The sequence below is a fragment of the Corynebacterium sp. HMSC04H06 genome, from assembly GCF_001815935.1.
Taxonomy (GTDB): Bacteria; Actinomycetota; Actinomycetes; order Mycobacteriales; family Mycobacteriaceae; genus Corynebacterium.
The window spans coordinates 38240-62829 of record NZ_KV823416.1; the positions used below are offsets into that span (position 1 = coordinate 38240).

At 65.2% G+C, this 24590-nt stretch carries 21 protein-coding genes; 11 read left to right on the forward strand and 10 right to left on the reverse strand.

The genetic code is table 11. From position 1 onward, the window contains the following. Positions 1-36: 36 nt before the first annotated feature. On the forward strand, positions 37-1218 hold the full coding sequence (locus HMPREF3067_RS03775) for a hypothetical protein (protein WP_070768401.1): 1182 nt from the start codon (positions 37-39) through the stop codon (positions 1216-1218). 12 nt (positions 1219-1230) lie between these two features. On the opposite strand, the gene HMPREF3067_RS03780 is transcribed toward HMPREF3067_RS03775, so the two are convergent. Then, positions 1231-2046, reverse strand: coding sequence for a carbon-nitrogen hydrolase family protein (locus tag HMPREF3067_RS03780; protein WP_070768429.1), 816 nt, complete (start codon positions 2044-2046; stop codon positions 1231-1233). Positions 2047-2150: 104 nt separating this feature from the next. Here HMPREF3067_RS03780 and HMPREF3067_RS03785 point away from each other — a divergent pair, with 104 nt between their 5' ends. Together HMPREF3067_RS03785 and HMPREF3067_RS03790 are read left to right on the forward strand one after the other, a co-directional pair. Then, on the forward strand, positions 2151-2432 hold the full coding sequence (locus HMPREF3067_RS03785) for a hypothetical protein (protein WP_070768402.1): 282 nt from the start codon (positions 2151-2153) through the stop codon (positions 2430-2432). Next, entirely contained in the window at positions 2429-3607 is a 1179-nt protein-coding gene (locus tag HMPREF3067_RS03790; protein ID WP_070768403.1) for an alpha/beta hydrolase, read from the forward strand. The genes HMPREF3067_RS03785 and HMPREF3067_RS03790 overlap by 4 nt, the downstream gene beginning before the upstream one ends. On the opposite strand, the gene HMPREF3067_RS03795 is transcribed toward HMPREF3067_RS03790, so the two are convergent. From HMPREF3067_RS03795 to dnaK, 5 genes are all read right to left on the reverse strand, one after another. After that, entirely contained in the window at positions 3604-5124 is a 1521-nt protein-coding gene (locus HMPREF3067_RS03795; protein ID WP_070768404.1) for an acetaldehyde dehydrogenase ExaC, read from the reverse strand. The two genes, HMPREF3067_RS03790 and HMPREF3067_RS03795, sit on opposite strands and share 4 nt — an antisense overlap. A gap of 312 nt (positions 5125-5436) precedes the next feature. Then, entirely contained in the window at positions 5437-5847 is a 411-nt protein-coding gene (locus HMPREF3067_RS03800; RefSeq protein WP_070768405.1) for a heat shock protein transcriptional repressor HspR, read from the reverse strand. 12 nt (positions 5848-5859) lie between these two features. Further along, on the reverse strand, positions 5860-7050 hold the full coding sequence (dnaJ, locus tag HMPREF3067_RS03805) for a molecular chaperone DnaJ (protein WP_070768406.1): 1191 nt from the start codon (positions 7048-7050) through the stop codon (positions 5860-5862). Positions 7051-7177: 127 nt separating this feature from the next. Beyond that, a complete protein-coding gene (gene grpE / locus HMPREF3067_RS03810; RefSeq protein WP_070768407.1) occupies positions 7178-7915 on the reverse strand; it encodes a nucleotide exchange factor GrpE in 738 nt (245 codons plus the stop codon). Beyond that, positions 7915-9777: a molecular chaperone DnaK gene (gene dnaK, locus HMPREF3067_RS03815; protein ID WP_070768408.1), complete on the reverse strand. Its 1863-nt coding sequence runs from the start codon at positions 9775-9777 to the stop codon at positions 7915-7917. Before dnaK ends, grpE begins: the two co-directional genes overlap by 1 nt. A gap of 420 nt (positions 9778-10197) precedes the next feature. Here dnaK and HMPREF3067_RS03820 point away from each other — a divergent pair, with 420 nt between their 5' ends. The 6 genes from HMPREF3067_RS03820 to HMPREF3067_RS03840 all read left to right on the forward strand — a co-directional run bounded on the left by HMPREF3067_RS03820 (position 10198) and on the right by HMPREF3067_RS03840 (position 18347). Beyond that, complete coding sequence (locus HMPREF3067_RS03820) at positions 10198-10389, forward strand: hypothetical protein (protein WP_070768409.1); 192 nt, start codon at positions 10198-10200, stop codon at positions 10387-10389. Positions 10390-10711: 322 nt separating this feature from the next. Continuing rightward, positions 10712-11896, forward strand: a complete 1185-nt coding sequence (locus HMPREF3067_RS03825; protein WP_246819228.1) for a sensor histidine kinase — start codon at positions 10712-10714, stop codon at positions 11894-11896. A gap of 97 nt (positions 11897-11993) precedes the next feature. Continuing rightward, positions 11994-12158: a hypothetical protein gene (locus tag HMPREF3067_RS11330; protein WP_168166941.1), complete on the forward strand. Its 165-nt coding sequence runs from the start codon at positions 11994-11996 to the stop codon at positions 12156-12158. Continuing rightward, positions 12143-12811, forward strand: coding sequence for a response regulator transcription factor (locus tag HMPREF3067_RS03830; RefSeq protein ID WP_246819229.1), 669 nt, complete (start codon positions 12143-12145; stop codon positions 12809-12811). The genes HMPREF3067_RS11330 and HMPREF3067_RS03830 overlap by 16 nt, the downstream gene beginning before the upstream one ends. A gap of 651 nt (positions 12812-13462) precedes the next feature. Beyond that, on the forward strand, positions 13463-16927 hold the full coding sequence (locus tag HMPREF3067_RS03835; protein WP_070768412.1) for a proline dehydrogenase family protein: 3465 nt from the start codon (positions 13463-13465) through the stop codon (positions 16925-16927). 52 nt (positions 16928-16979) lie between these two features. Then, positions 16980-18347, forward strand: coding sequence for an AI-2E family transporter (locus tag HMPREF3067_RS03840; protein WP_083319120.1), 1368 nt, complete (start codon positions 16980-16982; stop codon positions 18345-18347). 73 nt (positions 18348-18420) lie between these two features. Here HMPREF3067_RS03840 and HMPREF3067_RS03845 read toward each other — a convergent pair whose 3' ends face one another. From HMPREF3067_RS03845 to HMPREF3067_RS03860, 4 genes are all read right to left on the reverse strand, one after another. Beyond that, positions 18421-19014: a nucleosidase gene (locus HMPREF3067_RS03845; protein ID WP_070768413.1), complete on the reverse strand. Its 594-nt coding sequence runs from the start codon at positions 19012-19014 to the stop codon at positions 18421-18423. Between the two features lie 170 nt (positions 19015-19184). Next, a complete protein-coding gene (locus HMPREF3067_RS03850) occupies positions 19185-20480 on the reverse strand; it encodes a sulfate adenylyltransferase subunit 1 (protein ID WP_070768414.1) in 1296 nt (431 codons plus the stop codon). Beyond that, the gene (gene cysD, locus HMPREF3067_RS03855; protein ID WP_070768415.1) at positions 20480-21379 is read right to left on the reverse strand and encodes a sulfate adenylyltransferase subunit CysD; all 900 of its coding nucleotides are present in this window, start codon (positions 21377-21379) and stop codon (positions 20480-20482) included. Before cysD ends, HMPREF3067_RS03850 begins: the two co-directional genes overlap by 1 nt. Continuing rightward, positions 21379-22164 carry a phosphoadenylyl-sulfate reductase gene (locus tag HMPREF3067_RS03860; protein ID WP_070768416.1) on the reverse strand — a complete coding sequence of 262 codons (786 nt, stop codon included), beginning with the start codon at positions 22162-22164 and terminating at the stop codon, positions 21379-21381. The genes cysD and HMPREF3067_RS03860 overlap by 1 nt, the downstream gene beginning before the upstream one ends. Before the next feature lie 201 nt (positions 22165-22365). On the opposite strand from HMPREF3067_RS03860, the gene HMPREF3067_RS03865 reads away from it, so the two are divergent. Together HMPREF3067_RS03865 and HMPREF3067_RS03870 are read left to right on the forward strand one after the other, a co-directional pair. Continuing rightward, complete coding sequence (locus HMPREF3067_RS03865; RefSeq protein ID WP_070768417.1) at positions 22366-22785, forward strand: hypothetical protein; 420 nt, start codon at positions 22366-22368, stop codon at positions 22783-22785. Between the two features lie 83 nt (positions 22786-22868). After that, the gene (locus HMPREF3067_RS03870; RefSeq protein ID WP_070768418.1) at positions 22869-24590 is read left to right on the forward strand and encodes an ABC transporter ATP-binding protein; all 1722 of its coding nucleotides are present in this window, start codon (positions 22869-22871) and stop codon (positions 24588-24590) included.

Consider the following 24590-nt stretch of genomic DNA (forward strand, 5'->3'; position numbering starts at 1 on the left):
GCCGGCCGGCCGCGCCGACCCAGTAGACTGAGGGGCATGAATTCGCGTGTGGAGACCTACGGGCTAGCGGCTGCGTTTTCCCTGGAGGAAGCCGCGGAGCTTATCGAAGCCGGCCACCCGGACGCCGAGCGCCTCCACCGCGCGGTGCACGAGAACCTGTTTGTCGACGTGATCGAGTCGCGCCAGGTCTTCTCCTGGGACCAGCACCGCGTCCACGCGGACTTCCTGCCCGCGCTGGCCTGGCTGATGCGCTCCGTGCGCGTCGAACCGGGCGAGCTGGTCATCCCCGCCGCGGTCACGAAGCGGCTCGAGGACATGGCCCGCGCGCACCGCCGTCACGGCTTCCCCGCCGAACTCTATTCCACGCTGGCTAGCGCCTTTGGAAAGGCGCTGCGGGATGTGGGGGCGTCGACGACCATTTCGCGGCGGCTTTCCAGCGTCTTCACGCAGGTCTGCGAGGTGATGCGCGCGGCCCACCACGCCGCGGACGTCGCCGGCGTCCCACCGGCCTACGCGGGCCGCGTGGTGGCGGTGGACAAGCCCAACCGGGCGACCGCCATCGTGCACGTGGAAATCGGCACGGCCCTGGGCTGTGCACCCGGCCAGTCCGTGCCCGTGACCTCCTCCCTGTTGCCCGGCACCTGGCGGGAGATGACCCCAGCCGCCCCGGTGGATGCGACCGGACAGCTGGAGTTCCACCTGGCCGCGGCCGGCGATGCCTCCACCTCCCTCATCCGTTCCCACCCAGGGGATTGGTGGACGCTCGGCGCCCCGGCCCAGGATTTTCCCGCCGGGGCCGGCAACGCCGAAGTCCTGGTCAGCCGCAGTACCGGCTGGGCCGCGCACAAGGCCCACCTCCTGGCGCTGTGGACCGACGTCGCCGCGGGCAAGGTGCCCGAGCCCGCGCGCATCGATGTCATTCGCCTGGCAGAAAGCCCCGGCGCCTTCTACGACACCCATTTCCAGGAGAACTTCGCCGCGCTGGCGCCCTGGGTGCGCTTCCACCACCTGGCCGAAAGCCCGCGGGATCCGTGGCTGCTGAGCCCGGCGGATCCGGCGCAGTCACTCGACGTCGCGGTCACAGACGATGCCGCGGCGGCCATCACCGCCATCGCCGGCGGGCGGCCCACCCACGTGGTCGGCCCGGGCATCACGCGGCTAGCCAGCCGCGTCGGGGGCGAAGCCGCGGACTGGCAGCCGGCGGGTTTCCCGGCCTAGCCGCCGGCTGGCCTACGTCCGCGACTCCAGCACCGGCAGGGAGCGGCGCACCTCCGCGACCTCGTCGGCGTCAATGTTGGCGTAGATGGTTTCTTCCTCGTAGCCGGCCTCAGCCAAGCGCTTACCCTGCGGGTCCACGATGACCGAGTGGCCGATGCCCGTGGGCCCGGAGGGGTTGCCCGCCTCCTCGTTGCCGCCCGGGCGGGCCTGGCCGGCCGCGCACAGGTAGCTGGTCGAGTCCAGCGCGCGGGCGGCCGAGAGCAGGCGCCACTGCTCAAGTTTGCCCGGGCCGTCGGCCCAGCTGGTGGGCACGACGATGAGCTGCGCGCCGCACTGGGCCAGGGCACGGAACTGGTCCGGGAAGCGGATGTCGAAACAGACAGCCACGCCGACGGTCCACTCGCCCACCTCGAAGGTCACGAGGTCGACGCCGGGGCGCACGGTGTCGGATTCGCGGTAGTCGAAGGCGTCGTAGGTGTGGATCTTGGCATAGCCGCGGTGGATATCCGGGCCGGTAATCAGCGCGGTGTTGTAGACGCGGTTGATGGTCTTGTCGCCTTTGACGTAGCTGTCGGCGGGGCTGAACATGCCAGCCACCACGGTCACGTTCAGCTCCTTAGCGAGCGCGTGCAGGCGCTGAGCAAATTCACCATCTAGGTCTTGGGCGCCCTCGTCGAGGCGGCCCGTGGCGAAGGCCTGCATGGTCGCCTCGGGCAGGACCACCAACTGCGCTCCCTCTGCCGCCGCTTTGCGTACCTGACCTTCGGCTTTGGCGAGGTTTTCCGCCCAGTCGGACCCGGTGGTTACCTGGACTGCTGCAATCTTCATGGTCTCCACATTAGGGGGATATCCGCCGGGTTGCGAGAAAAATCCTGGCCCTCGATCCGTGACAGCCCTAGCGCCGGCGTGGACGAAGCCTTCAGACTAAAGGCATGAACCAGTTAACTATTAGTAGCTCTGCCCGTGAACTAGTCCGCCGACAACTATCCGCCACCTACCCTTACCCGGCGCAAGAGACCTTCCCGCCGCTGGGGCGCTACGGCGCCCGGACGGCGGCGGCGCTCCACCGCGCACACGCCGTCTGGAACGCCCGCACCGCCGGATGGGAGGCGCGCCGCCAGGAACAATTGACCGACCTCTCCCGCTTCCTCGACCACGCGGCAGGCATCGATGAGATCCTAGCCTCCGCCTTCGAAGGTGGGCAGCACCGATGACGACCTCGCTCGCTCTCCGCCGCGCCGCCGGGGCCCTGGACACGGCCAGCGGGACATTGAGCAAGCGCTCGGAACGCCTTACCCATGATGGGGCTGCGCTATTGTGGTCCGGCCTAAGTGGCGAAGCACCGCTGGTGGCCAGCCGAAACCTGCAGCACTACGCCCGGCAGCTCGATCCCGAAGCGCAGCAGATGCGGCTGGCCGCCGGACTCCTGCACACTTACGCGGAGCTCCACGCCCGCCTAGAAGACCTGGAAGGCCGCGCCGTCCTGGCGCTAGGCGGGGCCGCAGCGACGCCGCTATTAATTGCCCTGCGCGGCATCGGCGACGGGCTGGACTGGGCGTGCGCACGCAGCATCGACGCGCTGTGCACGGGCACGCTGCCGGAACCGCCAAAGTGGCTGGGTGATTTCGAGGACTTGGGCGTCGATGCCATACATGAGCTCAACCTGGTAACCTCCTCCGAATTCGTCCAAGAGCTGGCCCGGGCTAACTCGGATATCCGGCTGCTGGAGGTCTCGGAAGGCCGGATGGTGGCAATCGTCCCACCGCCCGGGGAGCCGGTAGCAACCGAGCCGGCCAGCATCACCACCTTCATCGAAGGGGTGGGCTCGGCCGAGCCGGAGAAGTGGCAGCGCACCATCGACAGGACGCGGCAGATAGCCCAGGCCACGGGCGGGCCGGCCATCGCCTGGGCCGGTTACGCCGCCCCGCCCGGCCTCGCGCACGGGGTTCACGCAGAACCCGCCCAGCGCGCCGGCAGGGACCTGTCCCGCTTCCAGCGCTCGTTGCGGCAGCGCTACCCGGAGGCGCGGCAAACGGTGGTCGGCTACTCCTACGGCAGCGTCGTCGCCGGCTCCGCCGCCACCCAGCCGGAAGGCCTGGCGGCGGACGACCTGGTCCTGCTGGGCAGCCCCGGCGCGGTGGCCGAAAGCGCGCGGGACTATCGCCTGCACGGTGACGACCCGCAGGTACATGCGCTAACAGCGAAAGGGGATCCGATCGACGCGGTCGCCTCACCGTGGGGCGGGATTCACGGCCCCGATCCCACCAGCCGTGGTTTCGGGGCGAGTCCCTGGCCCGACCCGGTTTACGGCGATCACGGTTCGTATTTCTCGGATCCGCGGTTCTTTTCACACCTCGGCGACATAGCCCGTGGGAAGGCAGGAGGTTAGAACAGGCCAGTCGGTTTCTCGGAGTAGGACACGAGCATGTTCTTGGTCTCCTGGTAGTGATCCAGCATCATCAGGTGGTTCTCGCGGCCCAAGCCAGACTCCTTGTAACCGCCGAAGGCGGCGTGCGCCGGGTAGTTATGGTACTGGTTAATCCACACGCGACCAGCCTGGATGGCGCGGCCGGCGCGGTAGCAGATGTTGTGGCTGCGCGACCACACGCCGGAGCCCAGGCCGAAGTTGGTGTCGTTGGCGATCTGGATGGCTTCGTCGAAGTCCTTGAAAGTCGCCACGGACAGCACCGGGCCGAAGATCTCCTCCTGGAAGATGCGCATGTCGTTGGTGCCCTTGAAGACGGTCGGCTCGATGTAGTAGCCGTTTTCCAGGCCGTCGAGCTGGTTGACGTTACCGCCGATAAGGGTCTCGGCGCCTTCGTCCGGGCCGATCTTCAGGTACTCGGTGATCTTGTCCATCTGCTCCTGGGAGGCCTGCGCGCCCATCATGGTCTCAGTGTCGAGCGGGTGGCCGATCTTGATCTTCTTCACGCGCTCGATAGCCAGCTCCAGGAACTTGTCCGCGATGTCTTCGTGGACCAGAGCGCGCGACGGGCAGGTACAGACCTCACCCTGGTTCAGCGCGAACATGACGAAGCCCTCGACGCACTTTTCCAGGTAGGAGTCGTCCTCGTCCATGATGTCTGGAAAGAAGATCGACGGGGACTTGCCGCCCAGCTCTAGGGTGACCGGGATGACCTTGTCCGCGGCGGTCTTGTTGATGATCTTGCCGACCGGGGTGGAGCCGGTAAACGCGATCTTGACGATCCGGTCGGAGCCCGACAGCGCAGCGCCAGCCTCGTCTCCCAGGCCGTTGACCACGTTGAGCACGCCTGCCGGCAGGATGTCTCCGATGAGGTCGAGGAGCAGGAGGATGGAGGCCGGAGTCTGCTCGGCGGGCTTGAGGACAATGCAGTTGCCGGCAGCCAGGGCCGGGGCGATCTTCCACGCGGCCATCAGGAGCGGGAAGTTCCACGGGATAATCTGGCCCACGACGCCGAGCGGCTCGTGAAAGTGGTAGGCCACGGTGTCTTCGTCCAGCTGGGAGATGCCGCCCTCTTGGGCGCGGATGGCGCCGGCGAAGTAGCGGAAGTGGTCCACAGCCAGCGGGATATCCGCGGCCAGGGTCTCCCGCACAGCCTTGCCGTTTTCCCAGGTCTCGGCGACGGCGATCTTCTCCAGGTTTTCCTCAATGCGATCCGCGATGCGCAGCAAGACCAGGGAGCGCTCGGCTGGGGAGGTCTTGCCCCAGGTCTTGAAGGCCTTCTCGGCGGCATCGATAGCCAGGTTGATATCGGCTTCTTTGCCGCGGGCGACCTGACAGAAGACCTCGCCGGTCACGGGGGTGATGTTGTCCAGGTACTCGCCGTCGACCGGCGGGACCCACTGCCCGCCGATGTAGTTCTCGTAGCGCTCGCGGAAGTTAACGATTGCGTCCAGGGTGCCGGGGTTTGCGTACTGCGTCATGGTGTGAAGTCCTTCAACTGTTAGTCGGCATCGAAAGTGGTTTATGTGAAGCCTTTCGCACTGAGCCGGCGTTAGTGAGCCCAGTCACGAAATCTTGCACGCCATCATATCCAGTTGGCCCGCCGACCGCTAGGGATATTCTTTTCCCCTGCCGAACCACCAGTTGAAAGAAACAAAATCCCTGCCCCGCAGTCGGGGAACAGGGATTGACGCGGCCGTGCACACCGCATACCGAAGTCGGGGAACAGGGATTGCCCCGGCCGTACACACCGCATACCGCAGACGGCACGACCTAAACGGGGCTAAAAACGCCTATGCCGGGCGGTGCTTGCCACCGCGGCGCGGGGACCACATGACCACGGAGGTCGAGCGCGGCACGTGGACTAACTCTCCGCGCTGCGGCTGGCTGCTGCGCTTTTGTAATTCGGCGCGCAGCTGCGCGACCTCGTTTTCCAAGTCGTCGCGCTCGGCGGCCAGCTTGTCGCGCTCCTCGGTGAGCTCGATGATCGCCTTGATGCCGGCCAGGTTGACCCCGTCTTCTTGGGAGAGGTTCTGGATCTTGCGCAGCATCGAGATATCCCGGTCCGAGTAGCGACGACCGCCGCCACTCGTGCGGGCCGGGGTGACCAGCCCCAAACGGTCGTAGGTACGCAGCGTCTGGGCGTGCATACCGGACAGTTCCGCGGCTACGGAGATAACGTACATGCTAGAAAACTCGTTCATAGCTATTCACCCCTAGTTCCGCGTGGTATCCCCGGCCCATCCGGCGCGGGGATTGAACCCGGAGTCCTTCTCCGCCTGGGCGTAGGAACGCAGCGCGCTCGAGGCGGCCGCGTCCAGGTTGTTCGGCACCTTCACTTGGACGATGACCAGCAGGTCGCCGGCCTTGCCGCCCCGGGTCGGGATGCCGCGGTTGCGCACGCGCAGCGTCCGGCCGTCCGGCGTGCCCGCCGGGACCTTGACGCGCACCGGACTATCTAGGGTCGGCACCGTTATGGTGTCGCCCAACGCTAGTTCCGCGAAGGAGACCGGCACGGTGATTTCCAGGTCGTCGCCCTTGCGGCTAAAGACCGCATCGGGTTTCACGTGCACGGATACGAACAGGTCGCCGGCCGGGGTGCCGTTGGGGCCGGCCTCGCCCTGGCCCGCCAGGCGCACCTTCTGACCGTCGATGACGCCCGCCGGGATGCGCACGGTGATAGAGCGGGTGCGGTGAACGGTACCGGTGCCATTGCAGGTCTGACACGGATCGGTGACGGTCTGCCCGGTGCTTCCGCAGTTCTGGCAGGGCGCAGAGAACCCGAAGCTCCCGCGGTTTTCCGAGCTAAAACCGGTACCGTTGCACTGCGTGCAGGTGGTGGTGTGCCCCGTCTTCGACCCCGATCCGTGGCAGGTGGTACACGGGGCCTCGCCGCTCAACTGCAGCGGGATGGTACTGCCCTTGGCGGCCTCGCGGAACTCGAGGGTTATTTCCGTTTCGACGTCCGCCCCGCGCGTCGGCCGAGCTGCGTGGCCAGCACCACCGCCGCGGTTGAAAACGCCACTGAAGATATCCCCAAAACCACCGCTTCCAGTTTGTCCAGCGTTCCCGAAGAGGTCGGAGAGGTCGAAGTCTTGCGCTCCGTGCGTTTGGCGAAACCCGCCGGGAAATCCGGCGCCTCCTGCCCGGCCAAAACCGCCGCCCCTGCGCAGCATGGCCTTAAAGTCGTCGTACTCCTTGCGTTCTTTCTCGTCGGAAAGGACGTCGTACGCCTCGGCGGCTTTCTTAAACTTCTCCAGCGCCTCCGGGTTGTCCGGGTTGGCGTCCGGGTGGTTTTCCCGGGCTAGCTTGCGGTAAGCGTGCTTAATCTCGCTAGCGCTCGCGGACGAGGAGACCCCCAGATCCGCGTAATAATCTTTGTCTGCCCATTCTGGTTTAGCGCTCACTGGGCATCTCCTCCTTTCGAGGTGAAATAGTGTTTCTCATCCTCGCTATATGGTTACTAAAAACTTTATCTAAGACTAAATAAAAAGGGGCGCCGAGGATAACCTCCCCCGGCGCCACCATTAGGAACTAGCTCTGCTCGGACCCGTGCGAGTCCGCGCCGCCGTCCACCTCATCCGTGGATGCGGACGAATCACTGGGGTCGGCGATGATAACCATCGCGTTGCGCACCAGCCGGTCGTCGACGCGGTAGCCGCGTCGCAGCACGGTGCCCAGTACCTTCTCATCGCCACTGGAGAGATCCTGCACTGCCTCGTGGATCTCTGGGTCGAAGGCGTCGCCCTCTTCGCCGAAGGCGGCGAGCTTCTGGCCCTGCAGCACGTTGTTGAGCTTGTCGGCCATAGACTTGAGCGGTCCGTCCTCCAAGTCCCCGTGCTGGCGGGCCAGCTCGAGGTCGTCGAGGATGGGCAGCAGCTGTGCGATGACCTGCGCCTTGGCGTTGTCAATAACACCCTGGCGCTCGCGCTCGGTCCGGCGGCGGTAGTTGGTGTACTCCGCGTTCAGACGCTGGAGGTCCTCGGTGCGCTCGGCCAGCTGTGCCTCGAGGTTCGGCTCGCCGGCCGCCTCGGGGTCGACGTCGCCCTCGACGTCGGCCAGGGCCTCGTCGACATCTGCCTCGAGCGTGGGATCTAGCACGGCCTCTTCGGCGGCGTCCGCCTCCGCGTCGGCCTGGGCTTCCGCGCCTGCGGCCGACTGGGCATCGGCAGCCTCGGCGGCAGCTTCCTCAGCACGGTCCGCCGAGGTAGCCTCCGGATCGGTGTTGTCCGGGTCGCCGGGGTTATCCGGCATTCCGTTGAACTGAGTCATTACTTGTCGCCATCCTTGTTGTCGGTGTTGTCGGTGTCCTCGTCCACGACCTCAGCGTCGACGACGTTCGGATCTCCCTGGGCGCCAGCGTCCCCGGCCTGGCCTTCCTGGCCGGCCTCGGAAGCCTGTGCCTCGTAGATCTCCTTGCCCATCTCCTGGGAGACGGTGGACAGCTTCTCCACGGCGGACTTAATAGCCTCGATGTCGTCGCCCTTGAGGGCCTCGTCGACGGCATCGGCGGCCTCGGTCACCTTGGTCTTGGACTCTTCGGAGACCTTGTCGGAGTTCTCGTCCAGGAACTTGCGGGTCTGGTAGGAAGTGGATTCCGCGTTGTTGCGGGTCTCCTGCTCCTCGCGGCGCTTCTTGTCCTCTTCGGCGTGCTGCTCGGCGTCCTTGACCATGCGGTCAATCTCCTCCTGGGACAGGCCGGAACCATCCTGGATCTTGATGGTGTTTTCCTTGCCGGTGCCCTTGTCCTTTGCGGACACGGAGACGATGCCGTTGGCGTCGATGTCGAAGGTGACCTCAATCTGCGGAACGCCGCGCGGTGCCGGAGCGATGCCGCCCAGCTCGAAGGACCCCAGCAGCTTGTTGGCGGAAGCCATCTCACGCTCGCCCTGGAAGACCTGGATCTGGACGGAAGGCTGGTTGTCTTCCGCGGTGGTAAAGGTCTCGGACTTCTTGGTCGGGATGGTGGTGTTGCGCTCGATGAGCTTGGTCATCACGCCACCCTTGGTCTCAATGCCCAGGGACAGCGGGGTGACGTCCAGCAGGAGGACGTCCTTGACTTCGCCGCGCAGGACGCCGGCCTGCAGGGCAGCGCCCACGGCGACGACCTCGTCCGGGTTAACGCCCTTGTTCGGCTCGCGGCCGGTCAGTTCCTTGACCAGTTCGGACACGGCCGGCATACGGGTGGAGCCACCAACCAGGACGACGTGGTCGATATCGCCGACGGACATGTCGGCGTCCTTAATGACCTGATTGAACGGAGCCTTGGTGCGGTCCAGTAGATCCTGGGTAATCTTCTGGAACTCGGTGCGGGTCAGGGTCTCATCCAGGAACAGCGGGTTCTTGTCAGCATCCACCGTGATGTACGGCAGGTTGATGTTGGCCTGCTGGGAGGCGGACAGCTCAATCTTGGCCTTCTCCGCGGCCTCGCGCAGACGCTGCAGAGCCATCTTATCCTTGGTCAGGTCAATGCCTTGGGCGCTCTTGAACTTCTCAACCAGCCAGTCGACGATGCGCTGGTCCCAGTCGTCGCCACCCAGCGAGTTATCGCCGGCGGTGGCCATGACCTCGACGACGCCATCGCCGATTTCTAGCAGAGAGACGTCGAAGGTGCCGCCACCCAGGTCGAAGACCAGGATGGTCTGCTCCTGCTCGCCCTTCTCCAGGCCGTAAGCCAGTGCGGCGGCGGTCGGCTCGTTGACAATACGCAGGACGTTCAGACCTGCAATCTGGCCGGCTTCCTTGGTGGCCTGGCGCTGCGCGTCCTCGAAGTAAGCCGGCACGGTGATGACCGCGTCGGTGACATCCTCACCCAGGTAGGACTCCGCGTCGCGCTTCAGCTTCATCAGCGTGCGGGCAGAGATCTCCTGCGGGGTGTACTTCTTGTCATCAATGTCGACGGTCCAGTCGGTGCCGATGTGGCGCTTGACGGAGCGGATGGTGCGGTCGACGTTGGTCACCGCCTGGTTCTTGGCGGACTGGCCGACCAGGATTTCCCCGTTCTTGGCGAATGCCACGACGGACGGGGTGGTGCGGGAGCCTTCCGAGTTAGCGATAACGGTAGCCTCGCCGCCTTCCAGCACGGAAACCACCGAGTTAGTGGTACCAAGGTCAATACCTACTGCGCGTCCCATAGTCTTTTCTCCTTCTAAGTGTTTGTTTCTCTTAAGTTGATTGCCTGTGGCTCAACTTCTGATGAGCACGTCAGCCACTCTAACAGAAGTTTGCTCCAAGTTGTTCCAAACCTGAGTGCTGGCCACTCAATCTACACAACGCACCAACCCTCAAAGTTGTTCCCGCTCGACTCAACTCTTTAAAATATCCCTGTTTATCCAGCTCAGAGCACATCGTCCACCTTCGGTTCCGCGATGGTGTCCGAAAGTTACCTCCAACAGGTATCCGAAAGAGGATAGGCAAGAGGCTCAAAAGTCGGCAGACTGTAAAGCACAGCAGCCGGGAACGGTCGCAACAGCAACGGGACTGGCTGGTTTTCGACCACCCCGGGCTGCTCCTACGCGAGAGATTCAGATTCTTCTACACCGAAAGGAACTATTATGTTCGACTTCCTGACCGACCTCAGCTCCGCTATCGACTTCGAGCAGCTCATCAAGGGCATCTCCGACCTGATCGACAGCTCCTCCGAGGGCACCGAGGGCGAGGGCCTGTCCTCCGCTTTCGAGGGCCTGTCCTCCTCCGAGGACTCCGCTTCTGAGGCTGCCGAGTCCGCCGAGGCTGCTTCCAAGTAAGCCTTTAACCTCCACTAAATAGAGGCACAAGACTCTTTCACTGAACTTCCCCCGCCGCCCGAGTTCGCGTCGCTCCCAAAAAGAGCACCGCATGGGACAAAACTCGGACGGCGGGGGTTCCTCTATCTCCAGCCCGTGGCATCACACAACACCGGCGCCAGCACCACAGCGCTAACGATGCCACCTGCCGCACCGCACCACGTCCACCTTCCTGATTCCACCACTCCGACTCCGCCTAGCTCGGACGATCGCTTACGGACTAACGTTGAATACAGAACTTTCATCAAGACCGCACCTCGTTCCGCTCGCCAAAGGAGTCCGCATGTCAGCACTACGACCCCTGCCTGCCCTGCGCAAGCTCCGATCCGTCATGACGCTGGAACGGGCCGCCATCGTCGTGGGCGCCTTCTGCCTACTACTCACCCTGCTCGGAGCGGCCATGGAGCCGCCGGAGCTCCAGTTGGTCTCCGTAGTGTTGGGAATCGCGCTGAGCTGCGCGACCGTGGGGGCCTACCGCTACCCACTGGCGATGTCGGTGTTCTACCTCATTATCTGGATGACCGCCTCGCTCAGCACTCACAACACCTACCTCAGCTGTATCTTTATCGTTCCGGCCTTGGCCGCCATCGTGGCCTACCACGGGCGCGTGTGGCTCACCGCGGGCGTCGCCCTGACGTTGTGGGTAGCCGGCCTCATCGATCCGGTCTCAGACCAAACCACCGTCAACCTCCCCACCGCCGCGACCTGGGGCATGTACGTCAGCCTGGGCGTCGTCATCGGCAGCGCCTACGGGCACTCGGCGCGACGCTACAAATCAGCCATGGTGGAATGGGACCGCGACGTGCACAGGCGGCAAAACGATCTCGCCGAGATGCTGCATAATTCGGCCGTGTCCAGCATGACGGTCAACACCATGCAGCTGGAGGCCCTGAGCCTGGAGTACGCCAAGGATCCCAAGCTGGCCGAGCGCCTCGATGAGCTCAGCGACTCCATGCGCTCGACGATGTCCGAGATCCGCGCTTTGACCAGCGTCCTGCGCAGCGCCAACGACGATCCCCAGTCGGTGCTCGGCATCGGCGACAAGACCGGCAAGAAACCCAGCACTTTCGCGAAGCTGCTGACCGAAGAAGCCGCCCGGCTCCAAAAGCTGAACCGCCAGCCCAAGACGACGGTCTTGCTAGATGATTTCGATCCCAGCTTCAGCCAGGACGTTCTCGACGCGGTCGCCGCCATCGTCAACGAGGCCTGCATCAACGCCGTCAAGTACTCCCCGCCCAGCGCGGGAATTAGCCTGACCGTCCGGCCCTATCTGGGATGGATTAGCCTGACCATTTCCAACCCGATTGCGGCTTCCCGGGTGGCCGACAATTCCATGTCCTCGGGCATCGGCCAAGCCTCCATGCACCGGATCGCCACCACCATCGACGCCAAGCTCGCCAGCACGGAAAACGACGGCAACTGGGAGGTCACGTTATCTCTTCCACCACATAGCTATACACGTCGGTAATCTCACATAACCTTGGCGAATATCATTGAGCTAAGTTATGCTAACGCTTGTTATCATCTCAACCACTCTCTAGAACTCTCCCTGGAAAGGACCCCTAATGAACGCTCTCGCAGGTTTCCTCGCCCCGCTGCTCCTTTCTTCCCAGCTGATCGGCGGCGCCCCCGCCCTTAGCTCCCAGGACGCACCGGTTACCGTCGCCCCGTACGAGTCCGCCGCTGAGAAGGCCTTCGGCTGCCCGTCCCCGTTTTGCCCGGGCCGGTAATTAACCTCCTGGTCGTCGACGACGACCCGCTGGTACTCGAAGCGTTAGGACACTACTTCGCTAGCGCGGACGACATGAAGGTGGGCGCTACCGCCGAAAATGGAAAAGCCGCCCTTGCTCTGCTCGGGGAGCAAGATTTTGACGTCATCGTGGCAGATATTCACATGCCGGAAATGGACGGCACGACACTGCTGCGCGAGGTCGGGGAGATGGACAATCCCCCGGTCTTTATCGCGATGACCGCGATGGACAATGACGACACCCTCTTGGATGTCATGTCCCATAAGGCAGCCGCTTATATCCTGAAGAGCTCGAAGCCCGCCTATATTTTGGAAACGGTGCGCGAAGCCGTCAAGGGCGGCACGGTGGTCACGCCACAGTCACTGACCCGCTTGGTCGAGCACCTGCCGGAGCTCCAGAACACCACCACTATGCGCCCGACGGCCGCGTTGGATAGCCACGATATTCCCCCGGCGCAGCTGCGGGTGTTGGAGCTGCTGTGCGAGGGGCAGTCGAACGCGGAGATCGCGGCATCGACGGGCTATGCCGACGGCACGATTAAAAAATACATCTCTTACCTGCTGGCCGAATTCCAGGCCAAGTCGCGCCTAGATCTGGCTATTAAGGCACTCAAGGCCGGCTACGGCCAGTAGTGACTGCCCACCCCGTCCTACCCCCTAGGTCGGGACTTCCTGCGGAAACAAATCAGCCTTCCTACCCCCATTAGGCATTTTTGCCTACACACTAGCGTCAGTTGTGTGGGTTTCTTATAATGACCGCAATAGCAAGCAGTATTACACCCACCCGCTTGTCGTAGCTTAGGTCACAAGGGGGGTAGGGTGGCTGCACAACATAACGGTCGTTCCGCCCGGGGCGTCCGCAACCACGAGTCTTGGTCTTAGCTCTAGTGCCTGAGTGCTAACTCCAGACCTAGTTCTATCTCTTTGTCCTCGAGCCAGGTAAGGAAGGTGAGCGTTGAACGTCTTTCTGGCGCGGATCCGCCGCGCGAGTGACCGGCCTCCCGTATAGACAGCCGGCACACTCCGCCACAAAGATTGGTCCAACCTGCGGCACGCGCACCCGCGTGCACGGCAAGCGTATGGCTGCTTCCCCGCCAGAGACTTCTGCCCCACCCCTGTTGGGGCGGCGTTCGACGCGGCGGAAGCGTTAAATAACACTTTCCATTTCCACCCGGCCCGGGTAACACCCCGGGACGCTCGACTAACCCGCACGCCAGCTGGGGATAGCCGCAGCGGGCCACCATCACCGGCCCGGGTCTCACCGCACACAGAGGTAGAACCACAATGACTTCTCCTGCCAACACCCGTTTGCCCGAATCCGACGACGTCGAAGCCATCGTCGAATCCGCCGTCCGCCAGGCCCGCACCTGGCTCGCCGCTAGTGCTAACGAGAAAGACCAGGCCACCGAGCAGCTCGCGGACCTGCTGCGCGACACCGACGGCGTCAAGTTCACCATGGACTTCGTCGACCGCGTTATGCGCCCGGAAGACGACAAGGTCGCAGCCCACGCGCTGAAGAAGATTAACGAAAACTTCGATCCGGCCTTCCTGGGCAAGATCAACGCCTCCCTGATCGGCCTGGGCGGTTTCTTCGGACCGATCCTGCCGAACCTCGTGATGCCGCTGGCCCGCATGCGCATGCGTCAGATGGTCGGTCACCTGGTCGTCGACGCTGAGTCCGACGCCCTGAACAAGACCCTGGACAAGGCCGCCGAGTCCGGCGAGCAGCTCAACCTGAACCTGCTGGGCGAGGCCGTCCTCGGTGAAGACGAGGCCCGCTCCCGCGCCGAGCGCACCCTGGTTCTAATCCGCAACCCACGCGTGACCTACGTGTCCGTGAAGGCGTCTTCCATCGTGGCCCAGCTTAACCCGTGGGACATCGACGGCTCCGTCGAGCGCCTCAAGGAGCGCCTCCGCCCCCTCTACGAGGAGGCCGCCAAGCGCAGCCCCAACGTCTTCATCAACCTGGACATGGAGGAATACCACGACCTCCACCTGACCATCCGTCTGTTCAAGGAACTGCTCAGCGAGCCGGAATTCAAGGAGCTGGAGGCCGGCATCGTTCTGCAGGCCTACCTGCCAGACACCTTCGCCGCCCTACAGGAGCTGGCCGACTTCGCCAAGCAGCGCGTGGCCGAAGGCGGCGCCAAGATCAAGATCCGCCTGGTCAAGGGCGCCAACCTGTCCATGGAGCACGTCCAGGGCGAGGTCCACGGCTGGCCGGTCGCCCCCTACATCACCAAGCCGGAGGTCGACGCCAACTACTTCCGCCTGCTGGACTATATCCTGCGCGAAGAGTTCGCTGATTCCGTGCGGATTGGCGTGGCCACCCACAACCTCTACACCGCCGCCCTGGCCGCGGAGCTGGGCAAGAAGCGCGGGGTCATGGACATGATGGACTCCGAGATGCTGCAAGGCATGTCCCCGGCGCAGCAGGAGGCCGTCCGCAAGGTCTTCGGCGGCCGCCAGATCCTCTACACCCCGGTCGTGCACATGGAAGACTTCGACGTCGCCGTGTCCTACCTGGTCCGCCGCCTGGAGGAGAACTCCGCCCCGCAGAACTTCCTCTACGCGCTGTTCGCCCCGGACGAGGCCCGCAGCGATCACCTGACCCCGCTGCAGGATCAGGAGGCCCGCTTCCGCCGCGCCGTGGAAGACCGCTGGGATACCTTCGCCGGCCCCCGCCGCCAGCAGGACCGCAACGCGGAGGAAGGCCAGGGCCGCCAGGCCCCGGTCACCGGTCGCTTTGTCAACGAGCCGGACACCGACCCGGCACTGCGGGCCAACCGCGAGTGGGCCCTGAAGTGGCTGGACACCGACCCGGGCGAGCACACCGTTACCCAGGTCACCGATCCGGCCGAGGTGGAAACCGCCGTGGCCAAGGCTAAGACCCTGGCCGATAACTGGGGTTCGAAGACCGGTCACGAGCGCGCTGAGGTCCTGGAGACCATCGGCGATCGCCTGGCCGATTACCGCGGCCGCCTGGTCAGCGTCATGGCTCACGAGGCCAACAAGACCGTAACCCAGTCTGACCCGGAGGTCTCCGAGGCGATCGACTTCGCCACCTACTACGCGCACTCCGCGCGCCTGCTGGACGAGGCCCGCTCTAAGTTCACCCCGAACCGCGTGACCGTGGTGACCCCGCCGTGGAACTTCCCCGTGGCCATCCCGGTCGGCGGCGTGCTGTCCTCCCTGGCCGCGGGCTCGACCGTCATCATCAAGCCGGCCCCGCAGGTGGTCCACTGTGCCCAGGTCGCCGTGGAGGCCATCCACGCCGGTCTGAAGGAGCACGGCCTGGACACCGACCTGGTCCAGCTGGTCTACACCGATGAAAGCGACGCGGGCAAGACGCTCATCTCCCACGAGGACGTCGACGCCGTCATCCTGACGGGCGCTTCCGACACCGGCGCGCTCTTCCGCTCCTGGCGCCCGGAGATGAACCTGATGGCGGAGACCTCCGGCAAGAACGCGCTGATTATCACCCCGGCCGCCGACCCGGACCTGGCCATCCAGGACCTGTACCTGTCCGCCTTCGGCCACTCCGGCCAGAAGTGCTCCGCGGCCTCCCTGGTCATCTTCGTCGGCGCCGCCGGCACCTCGGAGCGCCTGCGCAACCAGCTGCTGGACTCCGTGCGCACACTGATCCCGGGCCCGGGCTACGAGGTCAAGACCACCATGAACGGCCTGGCTGAGCCGCCGAGCGAGAAGCTCTTCCGCGGCCTGACCCAGCTGGAACCGGGCGAGAAGTGGCTCATCAAGCCGGAGAAGCTCAACGAGGAAGGCACCCTGTGGTCCCCGGGCATCCGCGACGGCGTCCAGCCGGGCTCCTGGTACCACCTCAACGAGTGCTTCGGCCCGGTGCTGGGCATCATGCACGCCGAGACCCTGGAGGAGGCCATCGAGTGGCAGAACTCCACCGGCTACGGCCTCACCGGCGGTATCCACTCCCTGGATGACGAGGAGATCGACTACTGGATCGACCACGTCGAGGTCGGCAACGCCTACGTCAACCGAGGCATCACCGGCGCCATCGTCCAGCGCCAGTCCTTCGGCGGCTGGAAGAAGTCCGTCATGGGCCCAGGCGCCAAGGCCGGCGGCCCGAACTACGTGCCGCAGATGGGCACCTGGGAGGACGGCGAGCTGCGCGCCCGCGACGTGGACATCAAGGCCAACATCGCCGGCGAGCTGCGCCAGTGGACCGACCGCCTGGACTCCGTCCTAGACGAGGGCGACGCCGCCTGGCTGTGGCGCGCCGCGGAGCTGGATCAACTGGCCTGGCAGGAAGAGTTCGGTCGCAACCACGACCGCACGGCCCTGATTTCGGAGGCCAATATCTTCCGCTACCGCCCGCTGCTGTCGGCCCTGTCCGTCCGCGTCGGCGAGGGCTACAAGGTCCGCGACGTCGCCCGCCAGCTGCTGGCCACCGCCATCACCGGCACCCCGATCGACATCTCCGCCCCGGCGAATATCGCCGCGGACCTGCGCGACATGGGCTTCCGCGCCCGCACCGCCAGCACCGAGGAGTTCGCCAACGAGGTCGCCGAGATGTCCTCGGCCCGCATCCGCGCCCTCGGCGCAGTGGAGCAGTCGGTTCAGGAGGCCGCGGTCAAGTCCAACTCGGTCGTCCTCGACCAGCCGGTCCTGGCCGATGGCCGCCGCGAGCTGCTGCCGTACCTGCTGGAGCAGGCCGTCTCCGTGACCATGCACCGCTTCGGCATCATCCGCGAAATCGGCGATATCCGCCGCTAGGGACGGTGCCAGCGTTTCCGCGGCCGCCGCTTGTATGGCATAGTTGGTTCCTATGGATAGCCAGCATGACGATATAAGCAGCGGGCAGGCGTCCGCCTCCGGCCAGGCGGACGCCCAACCGGCCAAGGAAACCGCTCAACAAGACGCGAGGAAGGACCAGACCACCACCCTGGTCAGCCAGGACGACCACGGCCTGGGCCGGGAAACCGCGCGGGATACGCCCGGCGACCCAGACAAGAAGGCCCAGGTACTGAGCGCGGATCTGAAGTCCGCCGCGCGCACCTCCCTGCAGCTCATCGCTGTCATCGCGGGCGTGGCCGTCATCGGCTACCTCCTGCGGTTTATCTGGGTCGGGCTCCTGCCGGTCATCCTGGCCATTTTGGTCAGCACCGTGCTCTTTCCCATCACGGCCTGGCTGCGCCATCACAAATTCCCGCGCGCCCTCGCCGCGGTGACCACTCTGCTGGCGTTCTTGCTCATCTTCGTCGGCATCTTCTCCGCCATGGCCCCGGTGGTCTCCAACCAGGGCGCCACGCTGGTCAGCCAGGCCGAAAGCGGTATCAATGAGCTGGGCCGCTTGGTGGAAGAATCCCCCGTCAACGTCGATAGCGGGCAGCTCGAGTCCGTCATGGACGACGCCGTGAACTTCCTCAAGGGGCAGGCCAGCAACATCGCTACCGGCGTGATGACCGGCGTGTCCGCGGCCAGCTCCATCCTGGTGGCCTTCGTCATCATGCTCTTCGTGACGTTCTTCATCATCAAGGACGGCGACAAGTTCCTGCCGTGGCTGCGCAAGTACACCGGCTCGGCAGCCGGCTGGCACATCACGGAGCTAGGTTCGCGCATCTGGTCCACCCTGGCCGGGTTCATCCAGGCCCAGGCCGCCGTCGCCTTCGTGGACGCCGCACTCATCGGTCTGGGTCTGTGGGCCCTGCAGGTGCCGCTGGCCTTCGTCATCGCCGTGGTGACCTTCTTCGCCAGCTTCATCCCGATCATCGGTGCGGTCACCGCCGGCGCCCTGGCCGTCGTCATCGCGCTGGTCTCTAATGGCTTAACCAATGCCCTGCTGGCGCTCGCCCTCATCGTCATTGTCCAGCAGGTGGAGGGCAACCTCCTACAGCCGCTGCTGCAGTCCAAGGCCATGGGCCTGCACGCCGCCGTGGTCCTACTGTCCGTGACCATCGGTTCAACCCTGTCGGGCATCATCGGCGCCTTCCTAGCCGTGCCGGTGGCCGCCACCATCACGGTCATGCTGCGCTACTACGCCGAGATGACCGGCCTACGCTCCGGCGAGATCGACCCGGACGAGCTGGACATCTCCACCGGCGAGAAGCAGAAGGACAAGGACTCCGATAGCCAGGAGCCCACCCCGCGCCAAAAGGTCGCTGAGCTCTTCCACTCCATGAGCCCGCAGCGCTAACCAAGCTGCGCGCACGCTTTAGCCCGGGCCGGTGACAACCGGTCCGGGCATTGTTGTGTTCTAAGCGTCTAGGTTAGCGCGGCAGCAGGCCCAGGTCGGTGACTGCTGACATCAGCTGGCGGGCGCCGCGGTCCAGCACCCCGGCCCAGGTACCCACGGAGGACTCGTCGGCCGGGTCGGAGACCTGCTTGAGCAGGGTGCAGGGAACGTCGAAGCGCTGGCAGACCGCAGCCACGGAGTAGCCTTCCATGTCACACAGGGCGGATTCCTGGGCCAGGCGGTTGCGGGTCTGGGTGTCGGAGACGAAAAGGTCGCCGGTGGCCAGGGTGCGCACCGGCAGGCGCCCGGAGGTGGGCAGCTCGATTCGCTCAGGTAGCAGGTACTTGCCGAGGTCGGACAGGACCTCCAGTTTGAAATCATGCTTGGTCACCGCGTCCACCTCGAAAACGCCGGCCAGGCCGTCGTGCAGGGCGCCGGCGGTGCCGATATTGACCACCCGGGAGGGCATCTCGTCGCGCAGGCGGGCCTCGGTCAGAACCTCGGTCAGGGAGATTGCGGCCGGCAGCGTCCCAATGCCGGTAATCAGCAGTGCGGCGTCGTCAGGAACGTGCGCCGCTTCAGCGTCGACGGCAGCCACAAACAGCGGTTTATCAGCAATGCATCTCATGTTTTAGATCTTACTTGGACGCCAGCGGACTTAGCACGGCGGCCGGGGTTTAACACGCGGCTCGCCGCAACAATGACGCTCCGGCCTCAGTCCTGGCGGGCAGAATCCCTCGGTTTCTTATCACCTGCGGGTTCACTTCGACGGCGAAACACCGTCCCCAACGCAGCGCGCTATCGCAGCCGCCGTCCCACGAAGCCGGCGGCCAGGGTGTTGCCCGTGCTCGTGTCGACCAGCAGGAAGTTGCCCACCGCGCCGCGGGCGGCGTAGTCCTCAACCGGAAGCTCGACCGGGGTCTGGAGCACGACGTGCGCGATCTCGTTGAGGGTGACCGCCTCCGGGTCTTCCTGGTCGGCCACGCCGTCCAGGTCCAGAATGCGCTCGACCTGCGTGATACGGGCCTTGACCACGGCGGTCCCGTAGCGTAGGTGAACCATCGGGCCGGACTTTAAGTCCTTGTCGGTCAGCGCGACGACGGTGGCAGCGAACTCGCGGGTGGCTTCCGGCCGGTCCGCACCGGAGATGAGGTCTCCGCGGGCCAGGTCCACGTCGTCGGCCAGGCGCAGCACAACGGATTCGCCGGCGCGGGTGGCCTCTACTTCCCCATCGGTGGTGTCGATGTGGGTGACCGTGCTGGTGCGGCCCTCCGGCAAGGCCACCGTGTCGCCGACGGCGATGGAGCCCGCCTGCACGCGGCCGGCGTAGCCGCGGTAGTCGCTGGCGTGCTCGCGGATGACGTACTGGATGGGGAAGCGGAAGTCCAAGTCCTCGGCGCGGCCGCCGGTAACCGGCACGTCCTCGAGCGCCTGCAGGACGGTCGGGCCGGAGTACCACTCCATCTGGGTGGAGGGCTCCACCACGTTGTCGCCCTTGAGTGCCGAAATCGGCACGACCTGGGTGTCGGTCAAGCCCAAGCGTTCGGCCAGGGTGCCGAATTCTGCCTCGATGGCGCGGAAGGTCGCCTCGCCGTAGTCCACCAGGTCAATCTTGTTGACGGCCAGGATGACGTGGCGCACGCCCAGCAGGGCCGCGACGTTGGCGTGGCGGCGGGTTTGCTCGACCACGCCGTGGCGGGCATCGATAAGCAGCACCACGACCTGGGAGGTCGACATGCCGGTGACGGTGTTGCGAGTGTACTGCACGTGCCCCGGGGTGTCCGCCAGGATGAAGGTGCGCTTGTCTGTGGCGAAGTAGCGGTAGGCCACGTCGATGGTGATGCCCTGCTCGCGCTCGGCGCGCAGGCCGTCAACCAGCAGGGACAGGTCCATGCCGTCGAAGCCGCGGTCGGCGCTGCTGCGCTCCATGGATTCCATCTGATCGGCCAGCACGGACTTGGTGTCGTGCAGCAGGCGGCCGACGAAGGTGGACTTACCGTCGTCTACGGAACCGGCGGTGCACAGGCGCAGCGTCTCGCGCTCTTTGAGCTGATCCACTCCCTGGACCGGGGATGGGCTTTGGGTGGTAGGCATCAGAAATAGCCCTCCTTCTTGCGATCTTCCATGGCAGACTCGGATAGCTTGTCGTCTGCGCGGGTGGCGCCCCGCTCGGACAGGGTGGAAATGGAAATCTCGGCCAGCACCTCATCCGGGGTGGAGGCGGTGGACTCGACGGCGCCGGTGCAGGACATGTCGCCGACGGTGCGGTAGCGCACGGTCTTGGTCACCAGCTCCTCGCCCTCGGTCGGCCCGCCCCACTCGCCGGGGGCCAGCCACATGCCGTTGCGGTTGAACAGCTCGCGCTGGTGGGAGTAGTAGATATCGGGCAGCTTAAGGCCGCGGGCGCCGATGTATTCCCAGATGTCGGACTCGGTCCAGTTAGAGATCGGGAAAACGCGGATATTCTCCCCGGCCATCTTGGCGCCGTTGTAGAGGTTCCACAGCTCCGGGCGCTGGCGGCGCGGGTCCCAGCCACCGAAGGAGTCGCGCACGGAGAAGATGCGTTCCTTGGCGCGGGCGCGCTCCTCGTCGCGGCGCGCCCCGCCCAGCACGGCGTCGTAGCCGCGCTCGGCGATGGTCTCAACCAGCGGGACGGACTGCAGCGGGTTGCGGGTGCCGTCGGGGCGCTCCTGCAGGTCGCCGCGGTCGATCCAGTCCTGGACCTTGGCCACGTGCAGGCGAGCGCCGGATTCCTCGACTAGGCGATCGCGGAACTCGATGACCTCCGGGAAGTTATGCCCGGTGTCCACGTGGAGCAGCTCGAAGGGCACGGTGGCCGGGGCGAAGGCCCGGCGCGCCAGCTCGAAGACCACCACGGAGTCCTTGCCGCCGGAAAAGAGCAGCCCGACTTTGTCGAACTGGCCGGCTACCTCGCGCAGGATGTGGAGGGATTCGTTTTCTAGATCTTTCAGATGAGGGGAAAGTGCAGTCATTATTCGTGTAACCCGCATTCTGTCTTGCCGTCAGCGAATACTCGTCCCGAGCGGGCGTCGTCGCCCTCTGCCACGGGGAAGGTCAGGGGCGCGCACCCGATGGAGCGGTACCCCTGGAGGGTAAGGGGGTGGATGATGAGGTCGTGGTCGCGGATGTAGGCGTCCGTGTCATCCAGGTCCCAGGTGATAATCGGCGAAATCTTGAGCCGGCCCGTGCGGTCCAGGCTGAGCGCCGGGGCTTCCGCGCGGTGCTCGGAGTCCGCTCGCCGCAGGCCGGTAATCCAGCCCACGTAGTCATCCATGGCCATGTTCAGCGGCTCCACCTTGCGCATGCGGTTGTAGGAGGCCACGTCCCAGGAGTACATGCGCGGGCCGTAGACTTCGTCCTGCTCCTCCGGGGTCAGCAGGGGCCGGATGCGGCGCAGCGGCAGGTCCGGGTAGCGCTTTTCGACGGCGTCGGCGGTCTCCAGGGTCTCTGGGAAGTGGAAGCCGGTGTCGATGAAGAGCAGGTCCCCGTCGAGCCCGGCGCAGTGGGCCAGCTCGGCGAGCACGGTGTTTTCCATAGACATGGTCACCGCCACGCGGCCCGGCGCGTGGGTCACGGTGAAGTCCATGATGTCCTCCGCGCTGGCGTTGTACAGCTTGTCCGCCCAGCGGTCCACCAGTTCCTGGTTGGCGGCGGCTACCGCGGGCGACAGCGGCGCGGTGTCCCGGGTTCCTTCCGGACTCTGGCTGGCGTCGCGATAATTCTTACCACCACCCAGCAGGTTCACGTTTGTTGTCATTATTTTAAGTGCGCTCCTTTGGGGTCAGTGCACCTTACTCTAGGTAATGCGGCCGATTCGCGCAGCCGAAGTTCCAGCTCCGCGCACCCGCGGGGGCGTTGTACTTGGGGAACGGGCAGAATATAATTGCCCCCATACTGTACCGCTCGGACTATATTTACAGACAGTACGGTCTAGACGAATTGCACTAAGGAGGTCATCATGCCTAGCGCCCTCGGCTCGCGCGTCGCTGTCATCGGCGACGGCCCCGCCGCGCTTTCCGCCACGGAACGACTCATCGGGGCCGGCATGTGTGTCGACCTCATCTCCTCCCGCCCCGCCCCCTTCGGCTTCCTGCGTCACTTCGCAGCCCCAGGCACGCCCACCGACGGCACGCCGCACCTGCGGCTGATCGGCAACGTGCGCGTCGGCTCCGGCGGCGACATCACCCACCGCGAGCTGCATGCACTGGGCAACCACGCTGACCCCGATCTGCTGGTCTTGGAGCTGCACGCCCGCGGCCTGGCCATTACTACCTGGGAGGGCTGCTTCCACCCCGCCGCGGCGACCGCGGAGCCCGCAGCCCCCACCGACTGGGACGCCGTCATCAGCCGCGCCGGCCTAGCGCCGCTGTGCTTCTAGGCACCAAGCTTTCCCCGATCCCCACGCAAACCACTGTGCGCAGCTCTAGGCGGGTGTCCCAGCCTTAGGTTACTATTGCCTGCGTGGAACTTATCCGAATTATTATGAGCCGCTCGAAGCCCTACGTTGGCTTCGTTATAGCGGTGCTCGTGCTGCAGTCGGCCTCGACTGCGGCGACGCTCTATCTGCCCTCGCTGAACGCCAGCATCATTGACGAGGGCGTATCCCGCGGCGACGTGCCCTTTATCTGGCGCACCGGCTCCATCATGCTGGCCGTGGCCTTGGTCCAGGTGCTCACCGCCGTCGCCGCGGTCTGGTTCGGCTCCCGCACCGCCATGGGGCTGGGCCGGGACCTGCGCCGGGAGGTCTTTGCCAAGGTCACGCGCTTTTCCTCCGAGGACCTGCACCACTTCGGCACGCCGACGCTGATTACCCGCGCCACCAACGACGTCCAGCAGGTGCAGATGGTCTACCTGATGGCGCTCAACTTCATTATCACCGCGCCCATCATGTCCGTCGGCGGCGTCATCATGGCCATCCGCGAGGACGCCGGGCTGTCCTGGCTGGTCTGGGTCTCGGTGGGCGTGTTGCTGGTGCTCATCGGGCTGTTGATCGCCAAGCTGGTGCCGCTGTTTAGCCGCATGCAGCTGCAGCTGGACGCGCTAAACGGCACGGTCCGCGAACAAATCGCCGGCATCCGCGTGGTGCGCGCCTTCGTGCGCGAGCGCTTCGAGACCGAGCGCTTTACCGAGGACAACTGGCAGCTGACCCAGCTGTCGCTGCGCATCGGCCAGCTCTTCGTGCTGATGTTTCCCATCATCACCGTCATTCTCAACGTCGCCACCGGGGCGGTGTTGTGGTTCGGCGGCCACCGAGTCGAGGCCGGCGACGTCGCCGTCGGCTCACTGACAGCGTTCCTGCAATACCTGCTGCAGATCCTCGCCGCGGTCATGATGGGCTCGTTCATGGCCGTCATATTCCCCCGCGCGATGGTCTGCGCCAAGCGCATCACCCAGGTGCTGGCCCACTCGCCCAGCATCGACGAGCCAGCCAACCCGCAGGACCCGCCGGCCGCGGGGACTGGCTGCACCATCGAGATGCGCGAGGTCAGCTTCAACTACGCCGGCGCGGAGGAACCCGTGCTCAGCGACATCAGCTTCACCGCGCAGCCCGGCCGCACGACCGCGATCATCGGCTCCACCGGCGCGGGCAAGACCACGCTACTCTCGCTCATCCCGCGGCTCTACCTGCCGGCGTCCGGCCAGGTCCTCATCGACGGCGCGGACGCCGCGCTGATGTCTAGGGCCGCCCTGGTCGAGCGCGTCAGCATGGTCCCGCAGAAGCCCTACCTGTTCAGCGGCACCGTGGCCAGCAACCTGCGGATGGGCAACCCGGCAGCTAGCGATGCGGACCTGTGGGACGCCCTGCGCATCGCCCAGGCCGACTTCGTCGATGACCTCGACATGCCAATTGCCCAGGGCGGCACGAACGTCTCCGGCGGCCAGCGCCAGCGCCTGTGCATCGCCCGCATGCTGGTCGCCCGCCCTAAGGTCTACCTCTTCGATGATTCCTTCTCCGCCCTGGACGTGCTCACCGATGCCCGCGTGCGCGAGGCCATGCAGGAACGCACACGGGAGGCGACCACTATCATCGTCGCCCAGCGCGTGGCCTCCATCCAGGACGCGGACCAGATCCTCGTGCTCGAGGCCGGGCGGATCGTGGCCCGCGGTACCCACGAGGAATTGCTCACCACCTCCCCGACGTACCAAGAAATCGTCGAATCCCAAGAGACTGCGAGGGCCTAG

Bases quoted from the DNA above. Each gene is read 5' to 3' on its own strand.
- HMPREF3067_RS03775 (WP_070768401.1), top strand. From the start codon at position 37: ATGAATTCGCGTGTGGAGACCTACGGGCTAGCGGCTGCGTTTTCCCTG.
- HMPREF3067_RS03780 (WP_070768429.1), bottom strand. From the start codon at position 2,046: ATGAAGATTGCAGCAGTCCAGGTAACCACCGGGTCCGACTGGGCGGAA.
- HMPREF3067_RS03785 (WP_070768402.1), top strand. From the start codon at position 2,151: ATGAACCAGTTAACTATTAGTAGCTCTGCCCGTGAACTAGTCCGCCGA.
- HMPREF3067_RS03790 (WP_070768403.1), top strand. From the start codon at position 2,429: ATGACGACCTCGCTCGCTCTCCGCCGCGCCGCCGGGGCCCTGGACACG.
- HMPREF3067_RS03795 (WP_070768404.1), bottom strand. From the start codon at position 5,124: ATGACGCAGTACGCAAACCCCGGCACCCTGGACGCAATCGTTAACTTC.
- HMPREF3067_RS03800 (WP_070768405.1), bottom strand. From the start codon at position 5,847: ATGAACGAGTTTTCTAGCATGTACGTTATCTCCGTAGCCGCGGAACTG.
- grpE (WP_070768407.1), bottom strand. From the start codon at position 7,915: ATGACTCAGTTCAACGGAATGCCGGATAACCCCGGCGACCCGGACAAC.
- dnaK (WP_070768408.1), bottom strand. From the start codon at position 9,777: ATGGGACGCGCAGTAGGTATTGACCTTGGTACCACTAACTCGGTGGTT.
- HMPREF3067_RS03820 (WP_070768409.1), top strand. From the start codon at position 10,198: ATGTTCGACTTCCTGACCGACCTCAGCTCCGCTATCGACTTCGAGCAG.
- HMPREF3067_RS03825 (WP_246819228.1), top strand. From the start codon at position 10,712: ATGTCAGCACTACGACCCCTGCCTGCCCTGCGCAAGCTCCGATCCGTC.
- HMPREF3067_RS11330 (WP_168166941.1), top strand. From the start codon at position 11,994: ATGAACGCTCTCGCAGGTTTCCTCGCCCCGCTGCTCCTTTCTTCCCAG.
- HMPREF3067_RS03835 (WP_070768412.1), top strand. From the start codon at position 13,463: ATGACTTCTCCTGCCAACACCCGTTTGCCCGAATCCGACGACGTCGAA.
- HMPREF3067_RS03840 (WP_083319120.1), top strand. From the start codon at position 16,980: ATGGATAGCCAGCATGACGATATAAGCAGCGGGCAGGCGTCCGCCTCC.
- HMPREF3067_RS03845 (WP_070768413.1), bottom strand. From the start codon at position 19,014: ATGAGATGCATTGCTGATAAACCGCTGTTTGTGGCTGCCGTCGACGCT.
- HMPREF3067_RS03850 (WP_070768414.1), bottom strand. From the start codon at position 20,480: ATGCCTACCACCCAAAGCCCATCCCCGGTCCAGGGAGTGGATCAGCTC.
- cysD (WP_070768415.1), bottom strand. From the start codon at position 21,379: ATGACTGCACTTTCCCCTCATCTGAAAGATCTAGAAAACGAATCCCTC.
- HMPREF3067_RS03860 (WP_070768416.1), bottom strand. From the start codon at position 22,164: ATGACAACAAACGTGAACCTGCTGGGTGGTGGTAAGAATTATCGCGAC.
- HMPREF3067_RS03865 (WP_070768417.1), top strand. From the start codon at position 22,366: ATGCCTAGCGCCCTCGGCTCGCGCGTCGCTGTCATCGGCGACGGCCCC.